Below are 19,274 nucleotides of genomic sequence, written 5' to 3'. Positions count from 1 at the left end.
GGGACGCGCAGGGGAGCGGGCCTGACCAGGCCCCGGGAGGGGAGAACAACTTGAACGGGCGACCGATATCGGGGGCGTCGGTTGGTGGCGGGAAAGGACTGCTCGCGCTGATGAGCGGCGCGCTGCTGCTCGCCGTCACGGCGTGCGGCGGCGGGGGGACCGGTTCCGGCGGAGGTGACGGCAAGGGCGGGGACTCGGGCGCCGCGCGGAGCAAGCAGTCCGAGGCGGTCGTCAGCATCAGCCCCGAGGACGGCGCCAAGTCCGTCGACACCAGCGGCGCTCTGAAGGTCACCGCGGCCAAGGGCAGGCTGACGGAGGTCGTGGTCAAGGACGCCAAGGGCCGGAAGCTGGACGGGAAGATATCCGGGGACGGCGCCGGCTGGACGCCGTCCACCCACCTGGCCGCCGCCACCAAGTACACCGTCCACGCGGTCGCCGAGGACTCCGAGGGCCGCACGGCCGCGGAGGACGCAGGCTTCACGACCCTGACGCCGGACGACACCTTCGTCGGCAGCTTCACCCCCGAGGACGGCTCCAAGGTCGGGGTGGGCATGCCGTTCTCCATCCGCTTCACCCGGGGCATCACCAACCCAAAGGACGTCGAGAAGGCCATCCGCATCCGAACGGAGCCGGCCGTCGACGTCGAGGGACACTGGTTCGGCAACGACCGTCTCGACTTCCGCCCCGAGAAGTACTGGAAGCCCGGCACGAAGGTGACCGTCGACCTCAACCTCGACGGTGTCGAAGGACGCCCCGGCGTCTACGGCGAGCAGACCAAGACCATCGACTTCACCATCGGCCGCGACCAGGTCTCCGTCGTCGACGCCAAGAAGCTCACCATGAAGGTGATGCGCGACGGCAAGGTGATCAAGACCGTCCCGGTCACCACCGGCAAGCCCGGCATGGAGACCTGGAACGGCCAGATGGTCATCAGCGAGATGCTCACCGTGACCCGGATGAACGGGGCGACGGTCGGCTACGGCGGCGAGTACGACATCAAGGACGTCCCGCACGCCCTGCGCCTCACCAACTCCGGCACCTTCCTGCACGGCAACTACTGGGCGGGCGGCGCCTTCGGCAACTACAACGCCAGCCACGGCTGCATCGGCCTGCGCGACGTACGCGGCGGCTGGGACAAGAAGGTGCCCGCCGCGTGGTTCTTCAACCACTCGATGATCGGCGACGTGGTGGTCGTCAAGAACTCCGAGGACAGGACCGTCGACCCGGACAACGGGCTCAACGGATGGAACATGTCGTGGGAGAAGTGGAAGAAATGACGCTGAGCTGAGGATGAGGCCCCGGTGTGGCGGACCACACCGGGGCCTCGCCCGTCAGCCCCCGTGCTGTTCGCCTGGGGGGCAACCGCCAGACCCCCGGCCGGATGTGACCCACTGCACCGGTCCGACAGCCGTTAGCCCCCGTTAACCTGCTCCCTATGACCGTCACTCTCGAAGTCGCTGAAGGCGTCGGAACGCTCCGCCTGGACCGCCCGCCCATGAACGCGCTGGACATCGCCACGCAGGACCGGCTGAAGGAACTCGCCGAGGAGGCCGCGGGGCGCGACGACGTGCGGGCCGTGGTGGTCTACGGCGGCGAGAAGGTGTTCGCGGCCGGCGCGGACATCAAGGAGATGCAGGCGATGGACCACACCGCGATGGTCCTGCGCGCCCGCGCCCTGCAGGACTCGTTCACGGCGGTGGCCCGGATCCCCAAGCCGGTCGTCGCCGCCGTCACGGGCTACGCGCTCGGCGGCGGCTGCGAACTCGCGCTGTGCGCCGACTACCGGATCGCCGGTGAGAACGCCAGGCTCGGCCAGCCGGAGATCCTGCTCGGCCTGATTCCCGGCGCGGGCGGCACCCAGCGCCTGGCCCGGCTGGTCGGCCCCTCCAAGGCCAAGGACCTGATCTTCACCGGCCGGATGGTGAAGGCTGACGAGGCCAGGGAGATCGGCCTGGTCGACCGGGTCGTCCCCGCCGAGGAGGTGTACACGCAGGCGCACGCCTGGGCCGCGAAGCTGGCGCAGGGCCCGGCGCTCGCGCTGCGCGCCGCGAAGGATTCGATCGACGCGGGTCTGGAGACCGACCTCGACACGGGCCTGACGATCGAACGCAACTGGTTCGCGGGCCTGTTCGCCACCGAGGACCGCGAGCGGGGAATGCGCAGCTTCGTGGAGGAGGGACCGGGCAAGGCGAAATTCCTCTGAACGCTCCCTCGGGGAACCGCGATTGACGCGGCGTCTGATCCGGTCCCCGTCCCCCGTTGGGGCGGTTTATGGCAGCCTTAAGGCAGCCTTAAGCGTGCCGGACGGAGCCATTTCGCCGGATTCCGTGACACGGGCCGTCGCCGCAGGTCAGACAGGACGCGGAGGGTGCCGGACTGTCGCTGGCATATGCCGGCGGATCGCCGGGCGGCGGTCCGTTCCGGGTGGCACATTCCCCGGGAACGCCTCCCGAGGCTGTTCCGGGCGGCCATGATGGGGGGCATGGCGGGGCTGGAGGGTATGGAACAGCCGCGGGGACACGCACATGCGGCCGCGGAGCGCTGGTCACCGACCGTCGAGGACGAACGCGCGCTGAAGGCCCTGGAGTTGTACGGCAACCCCACGGAGGCAGAGGTCCCGCTGCCGTCCCGCCCCGAGTCCGCGGCCACCGCCAGACGGCTGACCCAGGTCGTGGTACTGCGCCAGTGGGGGCTCAACCCCAAGACCACGGAGGAGGCGGTGTTACTCGTCTCCGAGCTGGTCGGCAACGCCGTACGCCACACCGGTGCCCGGGTCTTCGGCCTGCGCCTGCGCCGGCGTCGCGGCTGGATCCGCGTCGAGGTCCGTGACCCCTCACGGGGGCTGCCGTGTCTGATGCCGGTCCAGGAGATGGACATCAGCGGACGGGGCCTGTTCCTCGTCGACAAGCTGGCCGACCGCTGGGGCGTCGATCTGCTGCCCAGGGGGAAGACCACGTGGTTCGAGATGCGGGTCCCCGACCGCTGACGCCTGCCCCCGGTGGTCGGCGCTCGACCGGGAGGCACGGTCCGCGGCGGGCCACTCGGCCACCGGCCGGGTGAATCGCCGGTTTCCCGGTAAGGCGCGCCTTAAATGGTGGAATGCACAGCCACCTTGTCAAGAGCGCCCTTGTCGTGGGCGCCGCCCTCGCCGTACTCGCCGCCTGTGGCACCGAGGGCGGGGACCGGACCTCCGAGGCACGCGGCACCGAGGCCGCCGTGCCCGCGCCCGAGAAGAAGCGTGTCGACGGGCTGCCGGGCATGCCGCCCGTCCTCGACCCCGAGGACGTGTACGCGGCCGATCGTCCGAACAAGCTGTCGCCCGTGGTCAAGGACTTCCCCTCGCGGGTGTACGTGCCCAACACCGAGTCCGACACCGTCTCGGTCATCGACCCGAAGACGTACGAGATCATCGAGACGATCCCCGTGGGCCGGCAGCCCCAGCACGTCGTGCCGTCCTGGGACCTGAAGACGCTGTGGGTCAACAACAACCGCGGCCACACCCTCACCCCGATCGACCCGAGGACCGGCAAGGCGGGCAAGGACGTCGAGGTCCACGACCCGTACAACCTCTACTTCACGCCCAACGGCAGGTACGCCGTCGTCATGGCCTCCCTCGACCGCGAACTGGTCTTCCGCGACCCGCACACCATGGAGGTCAGGAAGACCGTCCCGGTCTCCTGCTACGGCGTCAACCACGCCGACTTCTCCCTCGACGGCCGCTACTTCATCGTCTCCTGCGAGTTCAGCGGCGAACTGCTCAAGGTCGACACCGAGAAGATGGAGGTCGTCGGGCAGCAGCGGCTGCCGTTCGACGGTGCCATGCCGCAGGACGTGAAGATCTCGCCCGACGGCAGGAAGTTCTACATCGCCGACATGATGGCCCACGGCATGTGGGTCCTGGACGGCGACAGGTTCACCGAGCCCACCCTGATGCCCACCGGCAAGGGCTGCCACGGCCTGTACGTCAGCCGGGACTCCCGCGAGATGTACGTGTCCAACCGCGGCGAGGGCACCGTCTCCGTCTTCGACTTCACCCGGGGGAAGCTGACCGGGAAGTGGCGGCTGCCCGACGGCGGCAGCCCCGACATGGGCGGCGTCTCCGCCGACGGCAAGGTGCTGTGGCTGTCCGGCCGCTACGACGCCGAGGTGTACGCCATCGACACCCGCACCGGAAGGCAGCTCGCCCGCGTCCCCGTCGGCAGCGGACCGCACGGCCTCGCGGTCTACCCGCAGCCCGGCCGCTACTCGCTGGGTCACACGGGCATCTTCCGGTGACGGTGTCGCCGCCGGGGTGGTGCCGGAGCCGGCGCGTACCGGGAGGAGTTCACCCGGGTGGCCGCCGCGCTTGAGGCACGCGCGGGCAGCTAATCTGACCTGCGTCAGCACGACGCGTCAGCACGGCGCAGAACACGAGAGTAGGGGCGGATCGGTGGCGGACATCGAGGAAGCACGCAAGCAGTTCGAGCGGATCGATACGGACGGTGACGGCTACATCACCGCTGCCGAGTTCAAGACCGCCCTGGCACAGTCGGGTGACTGGAACGTCACCGAGTCGGTCGCCGAGGTCGTCATCAAGACCCGCGACCTCGACGGCGACAAGCAGCTGAGCTTCGACGAGTTCTGGGCCTACCTGAACAAGTGACGCGGGCTGCACCCGGTGCGGGGTCCGGTCCGTCCTCGGACGGGCCGGACCCGACGCAGGCCCCTGTTCACGGGCTTGGCCGCACGTTCCGCTGATGCCAGGCGGGTGCCTCGGCGACCAGGTGTGCCGTCCGGACGGCCCCCGACAGGCTGAAGGGCAGGAACACGCTGTCCAGGGCCCACACCTCAGCACTCGATGATGTTCACCGCCAGCCCGCCCCGGGCCGTCTCCTTGTACTTGACCGACATGTCCGCGCCGGTGTCCTTCATCGTCTTGATGACCTTGTCCAGGGACACCTTGTGGGAGCCGTCGCCGCGCATCGCCATGCGCGCGGCCGTGACGGCCTTCACCGCTGCCATGCCGTTGCGCTCGATGCACGGGATCTGGACCAGGCCGCCGACCGGGTCGCAGGTCAGGCCGAGGTTGTGTTCCATGCCGATCTCCGCGGCGTTCTCGACCTGTTCGGGTGAGCCGCCGAGGACCTCGGCCAGCGCGCCCGCCGCCATCGAGCAGGCGGAGCCGACCTCGCCCTGGCAGCCGACCTCGGCGCCGGAGATGGAGGCGTTCTCCTTGAACAGCATGCCGATCGCGCCCGCGGCGAGCAGGAAGCGGACCACGCCCTCCTCGTCGGCGCCGGGCACGAAGTTCATGTAGTAGTGCAGGACCGCCGGGATGATGCCGGCCGCGCCGTTCGTCGGAGCGGTGACGACCCGGCCGCCGGCCGCGTTCTCCTCGTTCACCGCCATCGCGTACAGAGTGATCCACTCCATGGCCAGGGCCTGCGGGTCGCCCTCGGAGCGCAGCTTGCGCGCGGTGTTCGCGGCCCGGCGGCGCACCTTCAGACCGCCCGGCAGGATGCCCTCCCGGGACATGCCGCGCGCCACGCACGCCTCCATCACGCGCCAGATCTCCAGCAGGCCCTCGCGGATCTCCTCCTCGGTCCGCCAGGCCCGCTCGTTCTCCAGCATCAGCGCGGAGATGGACAGACCGGTCTCCTCGGTCAGGCGCAGCAGCTCGTCGCCCGTGCGGAAGGGGTACTTCAGCACGGTGTCGTCGAGCTTGATGCGGTCCGCGCCGACCGCGTCCTCGTCGACGACGAAGCCGCCGCCGACCGAGTAGTACGTCTTCGTCAGCAGTTCCGCGCCCGAGGCGTCGTAGGCCCACAGGGTCATGCCGTTCGCGTGGTACGGCAGGGCCTTGCGGCGGTGCAGGACCATGTCGTCGTCGAACGAGAACGCGATCTCGTGCTCGCCCAGCAGCCGCAGGCGGCCGTCGGCCTTGATCGCCTCCACCCGCTCGTCGGCGCTCTCCACGTCCACCGTGCGCGGCGAGTCGCCCTCCAGGCCGAGCAGCACCGCCTTGGGGGTGCCGTGGCCGTGCCCCGTGGCGCCGAGCGAGCCGTACAGCTCGGCGCGCACCGAGGCGACCGACTCCAGCAGCTCCTCGTTGCGCAGCCGCCGGACGAACAACCCGGCCGCCCGCATGGGGCCGACCGTGTGGGAGCTGGACGGGCCGATGCCGATCGAGAACAGGTCGAAGACCGAGATGGCCACGGGGAACTCCTGACTACGGGGTGGTGCGAGGGGGCAGGGCGTCCCGCCCACGCGGGGCGGGACGCCCCTGAAAGGGCGTTTCTTCGTTACTTGTTCAGGCCCGGGTACAGCGGGTGCCTGTCGGCCAGGGCCTTCACCCGGGCCTTCAGTGCCTGCACGTCGTACGACGGCTTCAGCGCCTCGGCGATGACGTCCGCGACCTCCGCGAAGTCCTCGGCCCCGAAGCCGCGGGTGGCCAGGGCCGGCGTGCCGATCCGCAGACCGGACGTCACCATCGGCGGACGCGGGTCGTTCGGGACGGCGTTGCGGTTGACCGTGATGCCCACCTCGTGGAGGCGGTCCTCGGCCTGCTGGCCGTCCAGCTCCGAGTGGCGCAGGTCGACCAGGACCAGGTGCACGTCCGTGCCGCCGGACAGGACGTCCACGCCCACGGCCCGGACGTCGTCCTTCACCAGACGCTCGGCCAGGATGCGGGCACCGTCCAGCGTACGGCGCTGGCGCTCCTTGAAGTCCTCCGAGGCGGCGACCTTGAAGGCGACCGCCTTGGCGGCGATCACGTGCTCCAGCGGACCACCCTGCTGACCGGGGAAGACAGCGGAGTTGATCTTCTTGGCCAGTTCGGCCGTGGAGAGGATCACACCGCCGCGCGGGCCGCCCAGTGTCTTGTGGGTCGTGGTGGTGACCACGTGCGCGTGCGGCACCGGGTTGGGGTGCAGCCCCGCCGCCACCAGACCGGCGAAGTGGGCCATGTCCACCATCAGGTACGCGCCGACCTCGTCCGCGATCCGGCGGAACGCGGCGAAGTCCAGCTGCCGCGGGTACGCCGACCAGCCCGCCACGATCAGCTTCGGCTTGGACTCCTTGGCGAGCCGCTCCACCTCGGCCATGTCGACCCGGCCGTCGTCGCCCACGTGGTAGGCGACGACGTCGTAGAGCCTGCCCGAGAAGTTGATCTTCATGCCGTGGGTCAGGTGCCCGCCGTGCGCGAGGTTCAGACCCATGATGGTGTCGCCCGGCTTGAGCAGCGCGAACATCGCGGCGGCGTTGGCCTGGGCGCCCGAGTGCGGCTGCACGTTGGCGTGCTCGGCGCCGAACAGCTCCTTGACGCGGTCGATCGCGATCTGCTCGACCACGTCGACGTGCTCGCAGCCGCCGTAGTAGCGGCGGCCCGGGTAGCCCTCGGCGTACTTGTTGGTCAGGACCGAGCCCTGCGCCTCCATGACCGCGACCGGGGCGAAGTTCTCCGAGGCGATCATCTCGAGCGTGGACTGCTGACGGTGCAGCTCGGCGTCGACCGCGGCGGCCACGGCCGGGTCGAGCTCGTGCAGGGGTGTGTGCAGGACGGACATGCGGCTACGCCTCCTCAGCCGGCGGAGAACGCGGTGTACTCGTCGGCGGAGAGCAGGTCGCCCGGCTCGTCCGTGACCCGCACCTTGAACAGCCAGCCGCCCTCGAAGGGGGCCGAGTTCACCAGCGACGGGTCGTTCACGACGTCCTCGTTCACCTCGGTGACCTCACCGGAGACGGGGGAGTAGAGGTCGGACACCGACTTGGTCGACTCCAGCTCGCCGCAGGTCTCGCCCGCGGACACCGAGTCGCCGACCTCGGGGAGCTGGACGAAGACCACGTCGCCGAGCGCGTTGGCCGCGTGCTCCGTGATGCCGACCGTCGACACGCCGTCCTCGGCGGCCGACAGCCACTCGTGCTCCTTGCTGTAGCGCAGCTGCTGGGGGTTGCTCATGGCCTGAATTCTCCTGTACGCGCGGGAGTGCTGATGAAGGGACCGCTGCTGAGCGGGATGAAGGTGGCGGGGCCGCCGCGGCGGCCCGTGGCCAGTGTCTACTTCTGACGCTTGTAGAAGGGCAGCGCCACGACCTCGTACGGCTCGTGACTGCCCCGGATGTCCACGCCCACACCGGGTGTGCCGGGCGCGGCGTGCGCGGCGTCGACGTAGGCCATCGCGACCGGCTTGCCGAGCGTGGGGGAGGGGGCGCCGGAGGTGACCTCGCCGATCACCCGGCCGCCGGCGACGACCGCGTATCCGGCGCGCGGGACCCTGCGGCCCTCGGCGACCAGGCCGACCAGGACCCGGGGCGGGTTCTGCTCCGCGCGGGCTGCGGCCTCCCGCAGGGCCTCGCGCCCCACGAAGTCGCCCTCCTTCTCGAACTTCACCACCCGGCCGAGCCCGGCGTCGAACGGCGTGAGGGAAGTGCTCAGCTCGTGCCCGTACAGCGGCATGCCCGCCTCCAGGCGCAGCGTGTCGCGGCAGGACAGCCCGCAGGGCACCAGCCCGGCGCCCTCGCCCGCCTTGGTCAGGGCCTGCCACAGCTCGACCGCGTGCTCCGGCTTCACGAACAGTTCGAAGCCGTCCTCGCCGGTGTAACCGGTCCGGGCGATCAGGGCCGGGACACCCGCGACCGTGCCGGGCAGACCGGCGTAGTACTTCAGGCCGTCGAGGTCGGCGTCGGTGAGGGACTTCAGGATCCCCGGGGACTCAGGGCCCTGTACGGCGATCAGCGCGTAGGCGTCCCGGTCGTCGCGCACCTCGGCCTCGAAACCGGCGGAACGTTCCACCAGTGCGTCCAGGACCACTTGGGCGTTGGAGGCGTTGGCGACCACCATGTACTCGGTCTCGGCCAGCCGGTAGACGATCAGGTCGTCCAGGATGCCGCCGTCGGCCCGGCAGATCATGGTGTAGCGGGCGCGGCCCGGCTTCACGCCGCCGATGTTGCCGACCAGCGCGAAGTCGAGCAGGGCGGCGGCCTGCGGGCCCGTGACGGTGATCTCGCCCATGTGGGACAGGTCGAAGAGCCCGGCCTTCGTGCGCACGGCGTTGTGCTCGTCGCGCTCGGAGCCGTAGCGCAGGGGCATGTCCCAGCCGGCGAAGTCGGTCATCGTCGCGCCGAGCGAACGATGCAGGGCATCGAGCGCGGTGTGACGGAGTTCTCCTGTACTGCTCACGGTCGGTCGTCTCCCAGGGCAATGGCGGGCGAGGGCGGTCCTCCCCATCTGTCATCGGAACCTGAGAGGTTCGCCATGACCCCACGGGCCCTGGCTTGCACCTTGGGTGGAGCCGCCGTGGCCGGCGACCCGCTTTTCAGATGTGCCTCGCCCGCGCGGTAACGGGGCCTGAGAGATTCAAGGGAGGGACTTGCTCCTTCGGCGCCCCAGCGTCAGCGGTGCTGGGAACTCTCCCGCGCGGATTCAAACGGCCGGTATGCAGTTGGCGCGCACATCATTGCACGCATCCTCGCGGGGCGGCAGGGGGATCACCCTGTAGCAGGCCTGTTGCAGGAAGAGGACTAAAACCAGAGACATCCGGCATTACCTTCTCTTTACACTCGGCGGGGATGGGACTCCGTACCTGGCCCCAGGGGAGGACGATCACGGTGAACAGGACCACGGCCTACGCCACGACCACGGGCGTCGCGCTGCCCGAGCAACCGGCCACCGCGGCCCGGGCGGTCTGCGGCCCGGTGCCGGTGCCGGTCGTCCGCGATCTGCGCGACCGGGCCGGCCGATCCCCGCACGCGCTGCTGTTCGGCCCCCGCGACCTGGTCGTGGTCACGGGCCTCCCGGGCAGTGGCAAGTCCACGCTGATGCGGCGCACCGTGCCGGGCCGGCGCATCGACTCCCAGGACACCCGCGACCGCTGGGAGGACCGCGTGCCGGGCTTCCTGCCGTACGCGGTGTACCGCCCGCTCGTCCGCCTCGCCCACTACGCCGGGCTGCGCCGCGCCCTGCGCACCGGCGAGGGCGTCGTGGTGCACGACTGCGGCACCCAGGCCTGGGTCCGCCGCTGGCTGGCCCGGGAGGCCCGCCGCCGGGGCGCCGCCCTGCACCTGCTGCTGCTCGACGTCACGGCCGAGGAGGCCCTGGCCGGCCAGCGCGACCGCGGTCGCGGCGTCTCGCGCTACGCGTTCCTGCGCCACCGCGCGGCGACCACCCGCCTGCTGCGCTCGGTGGAGCACGGCGAACTGCCCGCCGGCTGCGGCTCGGCCGTCCTCGCCGACCGGGACGCGGCGAACACCCTGCGCCGGATCGCCTTCACGGGCTGACCGCCGGGTGCCGTCGCCCGCGTGAACGCGCGGGACGCCGACCGGCCGGGGCATGACCGGCCGCGTGCCGGGCCCCCTGTTCCGGCAGTCCCGCCGGGTATGGGGCGTCGTGGTTCACGGGCGGTCGGCCGCGTGCCGGGCGTGGTGTTCCGGGGAACACGGGCAGGCTGCCGGGCGTCCGGGACATGGGCGACTGCGGGGCCCGTTCTGCCCGGGGGCGGGGCGCTGGGTGAAGAGTGCCGGGTTCACCCGCCACGCGGCCGACCGCCCGTGAGCCGCGCCCCTGCACCCAGCGCCCCGCTTCAGCCCGCGAAGGCGGCAGCCCGCTCGCCGGGTTGCGCCCCCCGGCGCCAGCACCAACGCCGGTACGCAAGGGCAATCGCCCCACACGCCGGACGGCCGGCACTCAGCCGTCACCCCTGAGCCTCGACCGCACGGTCGTCCCGGCCCTGGCTCGGCGGCGACACTGGGCGCTGACGTTCAGGGACGGGCGCCGGTCGGCCGAGCGCCGGGGGACGTGGTCCAAGGGAGGACCGGCGGGTATGCGGGACGTGCCGTCACCGCGCTCGCGCACGCGTGGACCGATCGGCGCCTGTGAGCCGTTAGCCTCTTAGCCACAGCAGTGGTTCCAGGCAGGCGGTAGGCAGATGGACTTCCCGGCGGACTTCTCCGCGGACTTCCCGGCGCAGACGCAGACCCACCCGCACGGCGGTTGGCCCGGCAACGAGCTGGAGGAGGTGCTCTCGGCATCCCTCGGCGCCGGGCCGTCGGCCGGCGGGCGGATCGTCGAGGTGCTCGGCCGGAGCTTCGTGTGGATCCCGCTCCCCAACGGCGGCGGCCCGCAGAGCGGCCCCCTCGACCTGCCCGCCATCGAGATCGACGGCCAGGCGTTCGTGCCGGTGTTCAGCTCCGAGGAGCAGTTCCGCCAGGTCGTCGGCTCCCACATGTCGTACACCATCGCCCCGGCCGTGGAGTTCGCCCGCGGCCTGCCCCCGCACGCGGGGATGGCCGTCAACCCGGGCGGTGTGGTCGGCATCCCGCTCCCGCCCCCCGCCGTGGCCGAGCTCTGCCGGGCCGGCCGCACCCCGCTGGACGGCCCCGCGAGCGGCGGCCGGGTCCGCCTCTTCGAGCCCGACTGGCAGGACGACCCGGTGGACTTCCTCAGCACCGCCTCCGCCGAGTTCGAGGCGACCGGCGTCGTCCTCACCGCCCGCCGCTGCCTCGCCGCCATCGAGACCGCCGACCCGGTGATGTTCGTGGGCGTCGAACTCTCCCAGTGGGAAGGCGACCTGCGCGCACTTCCCCTGGAGGCCCTCTCCCGGGCCGTGACCAAGTCCCCGGCCCCCTGGCCCGTGAACCTGGTGCTGCTGGACGTGACGGAGGACCCGGTGGGCGCCTGGATGCGGGAGCGGGTCCGGCCCTTTTTCCAGCGGTAGGCCGGTACCCCAGGAGCGCGGGGCGGTGGCATCGTGCGGCTCCGCCGCGGGGCGCGAGAACCACCCACGACCCGCGGCCGCGATACGACACCGGCTCCGACCTCTCGCGCGGGCTTAAGCTAGTGCCGCGGCAGGCAACGTTCGCCCCGTCGCGACGCCCGGCACGCACTCTCGCCGCACCGGCCGAAAGCCCAGGTACATCCAGTACGAGGACTTCCGGCCGGCGCGCCGAGAGCACGCGCCGGACGCCGCTCCTTGACGGGCGAAGGTTGCCTGCCCCGGCACTAGGTCACCGTCGAGGTGTTGTACGAAGGGGCGGTAAGGGTGAGCGCGAGCGGCACGGCCGCGGCCGGACAGGTCGAGCACATGCTGCGCCAGGTCACGCCCGGGCGCTACGACGCCTACGAGGCACTCCTGCGCGCACTCGCGACCCCGCACACCGGCCAGATCTGGATGCTCCTCTGGCACGGCCAGGCCGGCTCCCCCGACGCCCAGTACGGGAACATGGAGGTCGACGGGCACGGCTACGCGCCCTGTGTGACCTCCGCCCAGGAGCTCTCCGCCAGCGGCTGGAACCGCTCGTACGAGGTGGTCGACGGAGTCGACGTGGCCCGCGCCCTCTACCCCGACCACTACGGCCTCTGGCTCAACCCGCACGCCCCCGGCGGCGGCGTCGGCATCCCCTGGCTCGACCTGCGACGGATCGCCACCGGCCTGGACCGCCAGCCGGCCGGCCCCCTGCGGCTGTCCGAACCGGCCATCGAGGCCCCGCAGTTCTACGCCCTGCTCACACAGAACGCCCACCGCACCGCGGCCGTCCGCTCGCTGCGCCGCGCCTGGGTGCAGCCCGCGCTCGGGGCGCCGTACCTCGCCATCGGACTGGATGTGTACGACACCTCGCCGTCGGCCGTGGATTCCGTGCGCGCGATGATGCAGCAGTCCCTCGGCGCCGTACCGGACGGACTGCCCGTCTCGACCGTCGTGATGTCCGACGAGCACGACCCGGTCGCCATGTGGCTGCGCGCCGGCGCCCGTCCCTTCTACGACCGCGAGGCCCATGCCACCGCCCCGGTCCAGGCCCCGGCGTCGGGCTATGGCTACCCGCCGGTGCAAGGCCGGTACTGACCCTCCCCGAAACCCCCTTCGGTCCTCCTCGAACATGACGGCCGGCCAGCTCTCCGCGCGTAGATGAGGGAGAAAGTCGCCGGTATGTCCTAATATCCACCTGACTCGGCGTGTCCGACCCCCGCTACCCACTGTCCGGATAACGGAACTCCCCAGACAGCATCACGTTTACGCATCCTTTCACCGCCAACTCTGGCAACTGATCGCCAAAGCGTTGAAGACTCCCCGCAAGACACGGGCCGAATCGGTCTCGTGTACGAGACGACAACACCGCCACAGCGGCAGCCAGGGGCTCGGCGATCGCCGGCCCGAGAGGGGTCAATCGCACCGTGACCGCACCGATCGAGACCACGGGGGCGGAAGCCGGGGCACAGCCCGAGGCCGTGCTCTCCGGGGTCAAGAAGAGCCAGATCGAAGGGCGCTCGCTCACCCAGATCGCCTGGATGCGCTTCAAGCGGGACAAGGTGGCGATGGCGGGTGGCGTCGTCGTCGTCCTGCTCGTACTGATGGCGGTGTTCTCCAAGCCGATCCAGTGGATCTTCGGCCTCGATCCCAACAAGTTCAACCAGGACCTCATCGACCCCGCGCTGCTCGCCCCCAAGGGCGGCTGGGGCGGCATGAGCTGGGACCACCCGCTCGGTGTCGACCCGCAGTACGGCCGGGACATGCTCGCCCGCATCATCGACGGCTCCTGGGTCTCCCTGCTGGTGGCGGGCGGCGCCACGCTGCTGTCCGTGTGCATCGGCACCGTGCTCGGCGTCGTCGCCGGCTACTACGGCGGCTGGATCGACAGTGTCATCAGCAGGCTGATGGACACCTTCCTCGCCTTCCCCCTGCTGCTGTTCGCCATCTCCATCTCGGCCTCGGTGCAGGACGGGTTCTTCGGACTCGACGGCCTGCCCCTGCGCATCTGCGTGCTGATCTTCGTGATCGGCTTCTTCAGCTGGCCGTACATCGGCCGCATCGTGCGCGCCCAGACGATGACCCTGCGCAAGCGGGAGTTCATCGAGGCCGCCACGAGCCTCGGGGCACGTGGCCCGTACGTCCTGTTCCGGGAACTGCTCCCGAACCTCGTCGCGCCGATCCTCGTCTACTCGACGCTGATCATCCCGACGAACATCCTTTTCGAGGCCGCGCTGAGCTTCCTCGGTGTCGGTATCGCTCCGCCGCAGGCCTCCTGGGGCGGCATGCTCAGCAACGCTGTGGATCTCTACACGGCTGATCCGCAGTACATGTTCGTGCCCGGACTGGCGATCTTCATCACCGTCCTGGCCTTCAACCTGCTGGGTGACGGGCTGCGTGACGCCCTCGACCCTCGCAGCAAGTGATCCATCGAATGAGGGGGCTACCTCAGGTGAAGACGAGAAGGGTGACCGCCGGCGTTGCGTCGGTCCTGGCACTGTCGCTGGGAGCTGCCGCGTGCGGCGGCGGTGGTGACGACAACGACGGGGGAGGCAACGGCAAGAAGGACGCCGCGCTGAACTCGATCGTCAACGCGTCCAGCAAGAAGGGCGGGACGGTCTCGTACGAGCACTCGGACGTGCCGGACTCCCTCGACCCGGGCAACACGTACTACGGCTGGGTGCAGAACTTCTCCCGCCTCTACGGCCGGACGCTCACCTCGTTCAAGCCGGCGGCGGGCAAGGAAGGCCTGGAGGTCGTGCCGGACCTCGCCGAGGGGCTCGGCAAGTCCAGCCCGGACGCCAAGACCTGGACGTACAAGCTGCGCGCCGGTGTGAAGTTCCAGGACGGCACCCCGGTGACGTCCAAGGACGTGAAGTACGCCATCGAGCGCTCCAACTTCGCGCCCGAGGCCCTGTCCAACGGCCCGACGTACTTCAAGTCGTACCTGGAAGGCGGCGACAAGTACAAGGGTCCCTACAAGGACAAGTCCGCCGAGGGCCTGAAGTCCATCGAGACGCCGGACGACCGGACCATCGTCTTCAAGCTGAAGCAGCCGTTCGCCGACTTCGACTACCTGGCGACGTTCTCGCAGACGGCCCCCGTGCCGCAGGCGAAGGACACCGGCGCGAAGTACGTGCAGGCCATCCAGTCCACCGGCCCGTACCAGTTCCAGTCCTACGAGGAGGGCCGCGGCGCCACCCTCGTGCGCAACAAGCAGTGGGACCCGAAGACGGACCCGATCCGCAAGGCCCTGCCGGACAAGGTCACGATCAAGTTCAAGGTCAACCCGGTCACGGTCGACAACAACCTGCTCTCCGACAAGACCACGGCTGACGCGGGCGGCACCGGTGTGCAGCCGCAGACCCAGCCGAAGGTGCTGCGCGGCAAGTACGCCAACCAGACGGACAGCTCGTACGCGGGTGCGACGCAGTACATCGCGCTGAACCTGAAGGTGGCACCGTTCGACAACATCCACTGCCGCAAGGCCGTGCAGTGGGGCCTCGACAAGCAGTCGGTGCTCGACGCCATGGGCGGCTCCCCGAAGGGTGACGTGGCGACCACGCTGCTGCCGCCGTCGGTCAACGGCTACACCAAGTTCGACACCTACGCGACCGAGGGTCACAAGGGTGACGTGGCCAAGGCCAAGGCGGAGCTGAAGGAGTGCGGCAAGCCGAACGGCTTCAGCACGATAATGACCGCCCGCTCCGACCGCCCCGCCGAGGTGGCGCAGGCGACGGCCGTCCAGGCGTCGCTGAAGAAGATCGGCATCAACATCGAGATCAAGCAGTTCCCGGCGGGCAAGTACTTCTCCAACTTCGCCGGTGTCCCGAGCTACGTGCACAAGAACAAGCTCGGCATGCTCTCGATGGCGTGGGGCGCCGACTGGCCGACCGGCTACGGCTTCCTCGACCAGATCGTCAACGGCGCGGCCATCAAGCCCTCGGGCGGCAACAACCTGATGGAGCTGGACGACCCGAAGATCAACAAGGCCCTGACGGACGCGATCGGCAACACCGACGCCGCCGCCCGTACCAAGGCCTGGGGCGAGATCGACAAGATGGTCCTCGACAACGCCTCGGTCGTCCCGGTCATCTACCGCAAGAACCTGCTGCTCCGGCCCACGTCCGCGACGAACGTCACGGTCACGCAGGCCTACCTCGGTATGTACGACTACCTGCTGATGGGCTCTTCGAAGTAACCAGCAGGCCGGAACCTCTGAAAGGCAGGTGAAGGCACCGGGTGGCCGCGGCGGACGATCCCGCCGCGGCCACCCGGGGCCGGACAGCTGTGGCTGCGTACATCCTCCGACGCGTCATGGGCGCGGTGCTGTTGCTGCTGGTGGTCAGCGCAGTCACTTTCGCCATCTTCTTCCTGGTGCCCCGGCTCGGGGGCCAGACGGCCGACCAGTTGGCCACCCAGTACGTCGGCAAGGACGCGAACCCCGAGTCCGTCGCCGCGATCAAGAAGAACCTGGGACTGGATCAGCCCGTCTACGAGCAGTACTGGAACTTCTTGAAGGGCCTCGTGGTGGGCGCCGACTACACGTTCGGTCCCGACGCGACGCACTGCGGCGCACCCTGCTTCGGGTACTCCTTCAAGAGCCACATCGAGGTGTGGCCGCAGCTGGAGCAGCGGATCCCGGTCTCCTTCTCCCTGGCTGTGGGTGCGGCGGTGATCTGGCTGGTCACCGGAGTGACGACCGGTGTGATCTCGGCTCTGCGCAAGGGCAGGCCGATCGACCGCGTCTCCATGTTCATCGCGCTCGCCGGCGTGTCGCTCCCGATCTTCTTCACCGGCCAGATCCTCCTCGCGCTCTTCGTCTACGAGATCCCGGTCTGGGACAGCATCGACTACGTCCCGTTCACCGAGAACCCCGCCGAATGGGCCTGGCATCTGATGCTGCCCTGGGTCAGCCTCGCCTTCCTCTTCTCCGCTCTCTACGCCCGGCTCACCCGCGCGGGCATGCTGGAGACGATGAGCGAGGACTACATCAGAACGGCCAGGGCCAAGGGCCTGACGGAGACCACGGTCGTCGCCAAGCACGGCCTGCGCTCCGCGCTCACCCCGATCGTCACCATCTTCGGCATGGACTTCGGCACCCTGGTCGGCACCGCGGTGCTCACCGAGACCGTGTTCTCCCTCCAGGGCATCGGCGCATACTCGGTCCAGGCCATCAAGGACAACGACCTCCCCATCGTGATGGGCGTGACCCTGGTAGCCGCGTTCTTCATCGTCTTGTGCAATCTGATCGTCGACCTGGTGTACGCCGCCATCGACCCCCGGGTGAGGTACTCGTGAGCAAGCTCGACAAAGCCGCGCTCGGCGAACCGGACACCACCGCCCCGTCCGCCCCGGACGACGCGTTCCTGTCCGTCCGCGACCTGCGCATCCACTTCGACACCGACGACGGCCTGGTCAAGTCGGTGGACGGGGTCAGCTTCGACGTGCGCAAGGGCAAGACCCTGGGCATCGTGGGCGAGTCGGGCTCCGGAAAGTCCGTCACCTCGCTCGGCGTGATGGGACTGCACCGCTCGGCCCGGGCCAAGGTCACCGGCGAGGTCTGGCTCGACGGCCAGGAGCTGATCGCGGCCGACCCCGACGAGGTACGGCGGCTGCGTGGCCGGAAGATGGCCATGATCTTCCAGGACCCGCTGTCGGCCATGCACCCCTACTACACGGTCGGGCAGCAGATCGTGGAGGCGTACCGCGTCCACCACGACGTCAGCAAGAAGGCCGCCCGGCAGCGGGCGGTCGAGATGCTGGACCGGGTCGGCATCCCCGAGCCGGCCAAGCGCGTGGACGGCTACCCGCACGAGTTCTCCGGCGGTATGCGCCAGCGCGCCATGATCGCCATGGCGCTGGTCAACAACCCCGAGCTGCTCATCGCGGACGAGCCGACCACCGCCCTGGACGTCACCGTCCAGGCGCAGATCCTCGACCTGATCCGGGACCTGCAGAAGGAGTTCGGCTCCGCCGTCATCATGATCACCCACGACCTGGGTGTGGTCGCCGAGATGGCCGACGACCTGCTGGTCATGTACGGCGGCCGGTGCGTCGAGCGCGGCCCCGCCGAGGACGTGTTCTCCGAGCCCCGGCACCCCTACACCTGGGGACTGCTCGGTTCGATGCCGCGGCTGGACCGCGAGGAGACCGACCGGCTCATCCCGATCAAGGGCGCGCCGCCCTCCCTCATCAACCTCCCGTCCGGCTGCGCCTTCAACCCGCGCTGCCCGTACGCGGACATCCCGAAGGACAACGTCACCCGCACGGTCCGCCCCGAGCTGACCGAGGTCGGCGGCTCGCACTGGGCCGCCTGCCACATGACGCAGGAGCAGCGGGAGCGTATCTGGACCGAAGAGATTGCGCCGAAGCTGTGAGCGACGACAAGACGGTGAGCGAACCGGACACGAGTGGGAGCACTCTCACCAAGGACACCACCGCCGACGGCGACGTCCTGCTGAAGGTGACCGGCCTGCAGAAGCACTTCCCGATCCGCAAGGGCCTGCTCCAGCGGCAGACCGGCGCGGTGCGTGCCGTCGACGGCATCGACTTCGAGGTCCGCAAGGGCGAGACGCTCGGCGTGGTCGGCGAGTCGGGCTGCGGCAAGTCCACCATGGGCCGGCTGATCACCCGGCTGCTCGAACCGACCGGCGGCACGGTCGAGTTCGAGGGCAAGGACATCACGCACCTCGGCACGAGCGACCTGCGCCCGATGCGCCGCGACGTGCAGATGATCTTCCAGGACCCGTACTCCTCGCTGAACCCCAGGCACACGATCGGCACCATCGTGAGCGCCCCCTTCCGGCTCCAGGGCGTTCAGCCCGAGGGCGGGGTGAAGAAGGAGGTGCAGCGGCTGCTGTCGGTGGTCGGCCTCAACCCCGAGCACTACAACCGCTATCCGCACGAGTTCTCCGGCGGCCAGCGCCAGCGCATCGGCATCGCCCGCGCGCTCGCGCTCAACCCCAAGCTGGTCGTGGCGGACGAGCCGGTCTCCGCGCTGGACGTGTCGATCCAGGCCCAGGTGGTGAACCTGCTGGACGACCTCCAGGACGAGCTGGGCCTCACGTACGTGATCATCGCGCACGACCTGTCGGTCGTCCGGCACGTCTCGGACCGGATCGCGGTGATGTACCTCGGCAAGATCGTCGAGCTGGCCGATCGCGACAAGCTGTACAAGTCGCCGATGCACCCGTATTCCAAGGCCCTGCTGTCGGCCGTGCCGATACCGGACCCGAAGCGCCGGGGCGTCAAGAGCGAGCGCATCCTGCTCAAGGGCGACGTGCCCTCGCCGATCGCCCCGCCGAGCGGCTGCCGCTTCCACACCCGGTGCTGGAAGGCGACGGAGATCTGCAAGACGACCGAGCCGCCGCTGGTGGAACTGCGGGCCGGGCAGCGCGTCGCCTGCCACCACCCGGAGAACTTCGAGGACCAGCAGCCGCAGGACACCACGTTGCTGTCCTCGGCCAAGGAGGTCGCCGCGGACAACGGCGCCGCCGCCCCCGTGGAGAAGTGACCCTTCCCGAGCCCCCGCCCTCGCACATCAGGGCGGGGGCTC

Annotated in this window: 17 protein-coding genes and 2 riboswitches; of the genes, 13 read left to right on the top strand and 4 right to left on the bottom strand. The window is 69.9% G+C overall.

Annotated features, from left to right (window positions below; genetic code table 11):
- Window positions 1-50 precede the first annotated feature (50 nt).
- The 5 genes from IE212_RS30995 to IE212_RS30975 all read left to right on the top strand — a co-directional run bounded on the left by IE212_RS30995 (window position 51) and on the right by IE212_RS30975 (window position 4,642).
- Complete coding sequence (locus IE212_RS30995) at window positions 51-1,277, top strand: L,D-transpeptidase (RefSeq protein WP_373301456.1); 1,227 nt, start codon at window positions 51-53, stop codon at window positions 1,275-1,277.
- Window positions 1,278-1,435: 158 nt separating this feature from the next.
- Entirely contained in the window at window positions 1,436-2,203 is a 768-nt protein-coding gene (locus IE212_RS30990; protein WP_190201290.1) for an enoyl-CoA hydratase/isomerase family protein, read from the top strand.
- Window positions 2,204-2,482: 279 nt separating this feature from the next.
- A complete protein-coding gene (locus IE212_RS30985; protein WP_190201289.1) occupies window positions 2,483-2,986 on the top strand; it encodes an ATP-binding protein in 504 nt (167 codons plus the stop codon).
- 113 nt (window positions 2,987-3,099) lie between these two features.
- Window positions 3,100-4,275 carry a YncE family protein gene (locus IE212_RS30980; protein WP_190201288.1) on the top strand — a complete coding sequence of 392 codons (1,176 nt, stop codon included), beginning with the start codon at window positions 3,100-3,102 and terminating at the stop codon, window positions 4,273-4,275.
- Between the two features lie 154 nt (window positions 4,276-4,429).
- Complete coding sequence (locus IE212_RS30975; protein WP_190201287.1) at window positions 4,430-4,642, top strand: EF-hand domain-containing protein; 213 nt, start codon at window positions 4,430-4,432, stop codon at window positions 4,640-4,642.
- Between the two features lie 185 nt (window positions 4,643-4,827).
- Here IE212_RS30975 and IE212_RS30970 read toward each other — a convergent pair whose 3' ends face one another.
- The 4 genes from IE212_RS30970 to gcvT form a co-directional block, all read right to left on the bottom strand.
- Window positions 4,828-6,195, bottom strand: a complete 1,368-nt coding sequence (locus tag IE212_RS30970; protein WP_190201286.1) for an L-serine ammonia-lyase — start codon at window positions 6,193-6,195, stop codon at window positions 4,828-4,830.
- An 86-nt stretch (window positions 6,196-6,281) separates the two neighbouring features.
- Window positions 6,282-7,544 carry a serine hydroxymethyltransferase gene (gene glyA, locus IE212_RS30965; RefSeq protein WP_190201285.1) on the bottom strand — a complete coding sequence of 421 codons (1,263 nt, stop codon included), beginning with the start codon at window positions 7,542-7,544 and terminating at the stop codon, window positions 6,282-6,284.
- 14 nt (window positions 7,545-7,558) lie between these two features.
- Entirely contained in the window at window positions 7,559-7,936 is a 378-nt protein-coding gene (gene gcvH / locus IE212_RS30960; RefSeq protein WP_010041753.1) for a glycine cleavage system protein GcvH, read from the bottom strand.
- 98 nt (window positions 7,937-8,034) lie between these two features.
- Window positions 8,035-9,204, bottom strand: coding sequence for a glycine cleavage system aminomethyltransferase GcvT (gene gcvT / locus IE212_RS30955; RefSeq protein ID WP_373301455.1), 1,170 nt, complete (start codon window positions 9,202-9,204; stop codon window positions 8,035-8,037).
- A riboswitch (glycine riboswitch) is annotated at window positions 9,195-9,302 on the bottom strand. (Overlaps the previous gene by 10 nt.)
- Window positions 9,303-9,402: riboswitch (glycine riboswitch) on the bottom strand.
- A gap of 182 nt (window positions 9,403-9,584) precedes the next feature.
- On the opposite strand from gcvT, the gene IE212_RS30950 reads away from it, so the two are divergent.
- From IE212_RS30950 to IE212_RS30915, 8 genes are all read left to right on the top strand, one after another.
- Window positions 9,585-10,253, top strand: coding sequence for an AAA family ATPase (locus IE212_RS30950; RefSeq protein ID WP_190201283.1), 669 nt, complete (start codon window positions 9,585-9,587; stop codon window positions 10,251-10,253).
- Window positions 10,254-10,900: 647 nt separating this feature from the next.
- A complete protein-coding gene (locus IE212_RS30945; protein WP_190201282.1) occupies window positions 10,901-11,689 on the top strand; it encodes an enhanced serine sensitivity protein SseB in 789 nt (262 codons plus the stop codon).
- Window positions 11,690-12,013: 324 nt separating this feature from the next.
- Window positions 12,014-12,814 (top strand): enhanced serine sensitivity protein SseB C-terminal domain-containing protein, encoded by an 801-nt coding sequence (locus IE212_RS30940; RefSeq protein ID WP_190201281.1) that lies wholly within the window; start codon window positions 12,014-12,016, stop codon window positions 12,812-12,814.
- Between the two features lie 329 nt (window positions 12,815-13,143).
- Entirely contained in the window at window positions 13,144-14,142 is a 999-nt protein-coding gene (locus tag IE212_RS30935) for an ABC transporter permease (RefSeq protein ID WP_190201280.1), read from the top strand.
- A gap of 8 nt (window positions 14,143-14,150) precedes the next feature.
- Window positions 14,151-15,917 carry an ABC transporter substrate-binding protein gene (locus IE212_RS30930; protein ID WP_190201279.1) on the top strand — a complete coding sequence of 589 codons (1,767 nt, stop codon included), beginning with the start codon at window positions 14,151-14,153 and terminating at the stop codon, window positions 15,915-15,917.
- 89 nt (window positions 15,918-16,006) lie between these two features.
- Window positions 16,007-17,017 (top strand): ABC transporter permease, encoded by a 1,011-nt coding sequence (locus tag IE212_RS30925; protein ID WP_190201278.1) that lies wholly within the window; start codon window positions 16,007-16,009, stop codon window positions 17,015-17,017.
- Window positions 17,014-18,096, top strand: a complete 1,083-nt coding sequence (locus IE212_RS30920) for an ABC transporter ATP-binding protein (protein WP_190201277.1) — start codon at window positions 17,014-17,016, stop codon at window positions 18,094-18,096. Before IE212_RS30925 ends, IE212_RS30920 begins: the two co-directional genes overlap by 4 nt.
- On the top strand, window positions 18,093-19,232 hold the full coding sequence (locus IE212_RS30915) for an ABC transporter ATP-binding protein (protein WP_190201276.1): 1,140 nt from the start codon (window positions 18,093-18,095) through the stop codon (window positions 19,230-19,232). The genes IE212_RS30920 and IE212_RS30915 overlap by 4 nt, the downstream gene beginning before the upstream one ends.
- The last annotated feature ends 42 nt before the right edge of the window (window positions 19,233-19,274 follow it).

Origin of the sequence: Streptomyces djakartensis, from assembly GCF_014651075.1 — a bacterium.
Lineage (GTDB): Bacteria > Actinomycetota > Actinomycetes > Streptomycetales > Streptomycetaceae > Streptomyces > Streptomyces djakartensis.
The sequence above is the reverse complement of the archived record's forward strand: the minus strand, read 5'-3'. Positions and strand labels throughout refer to the sequence as shown.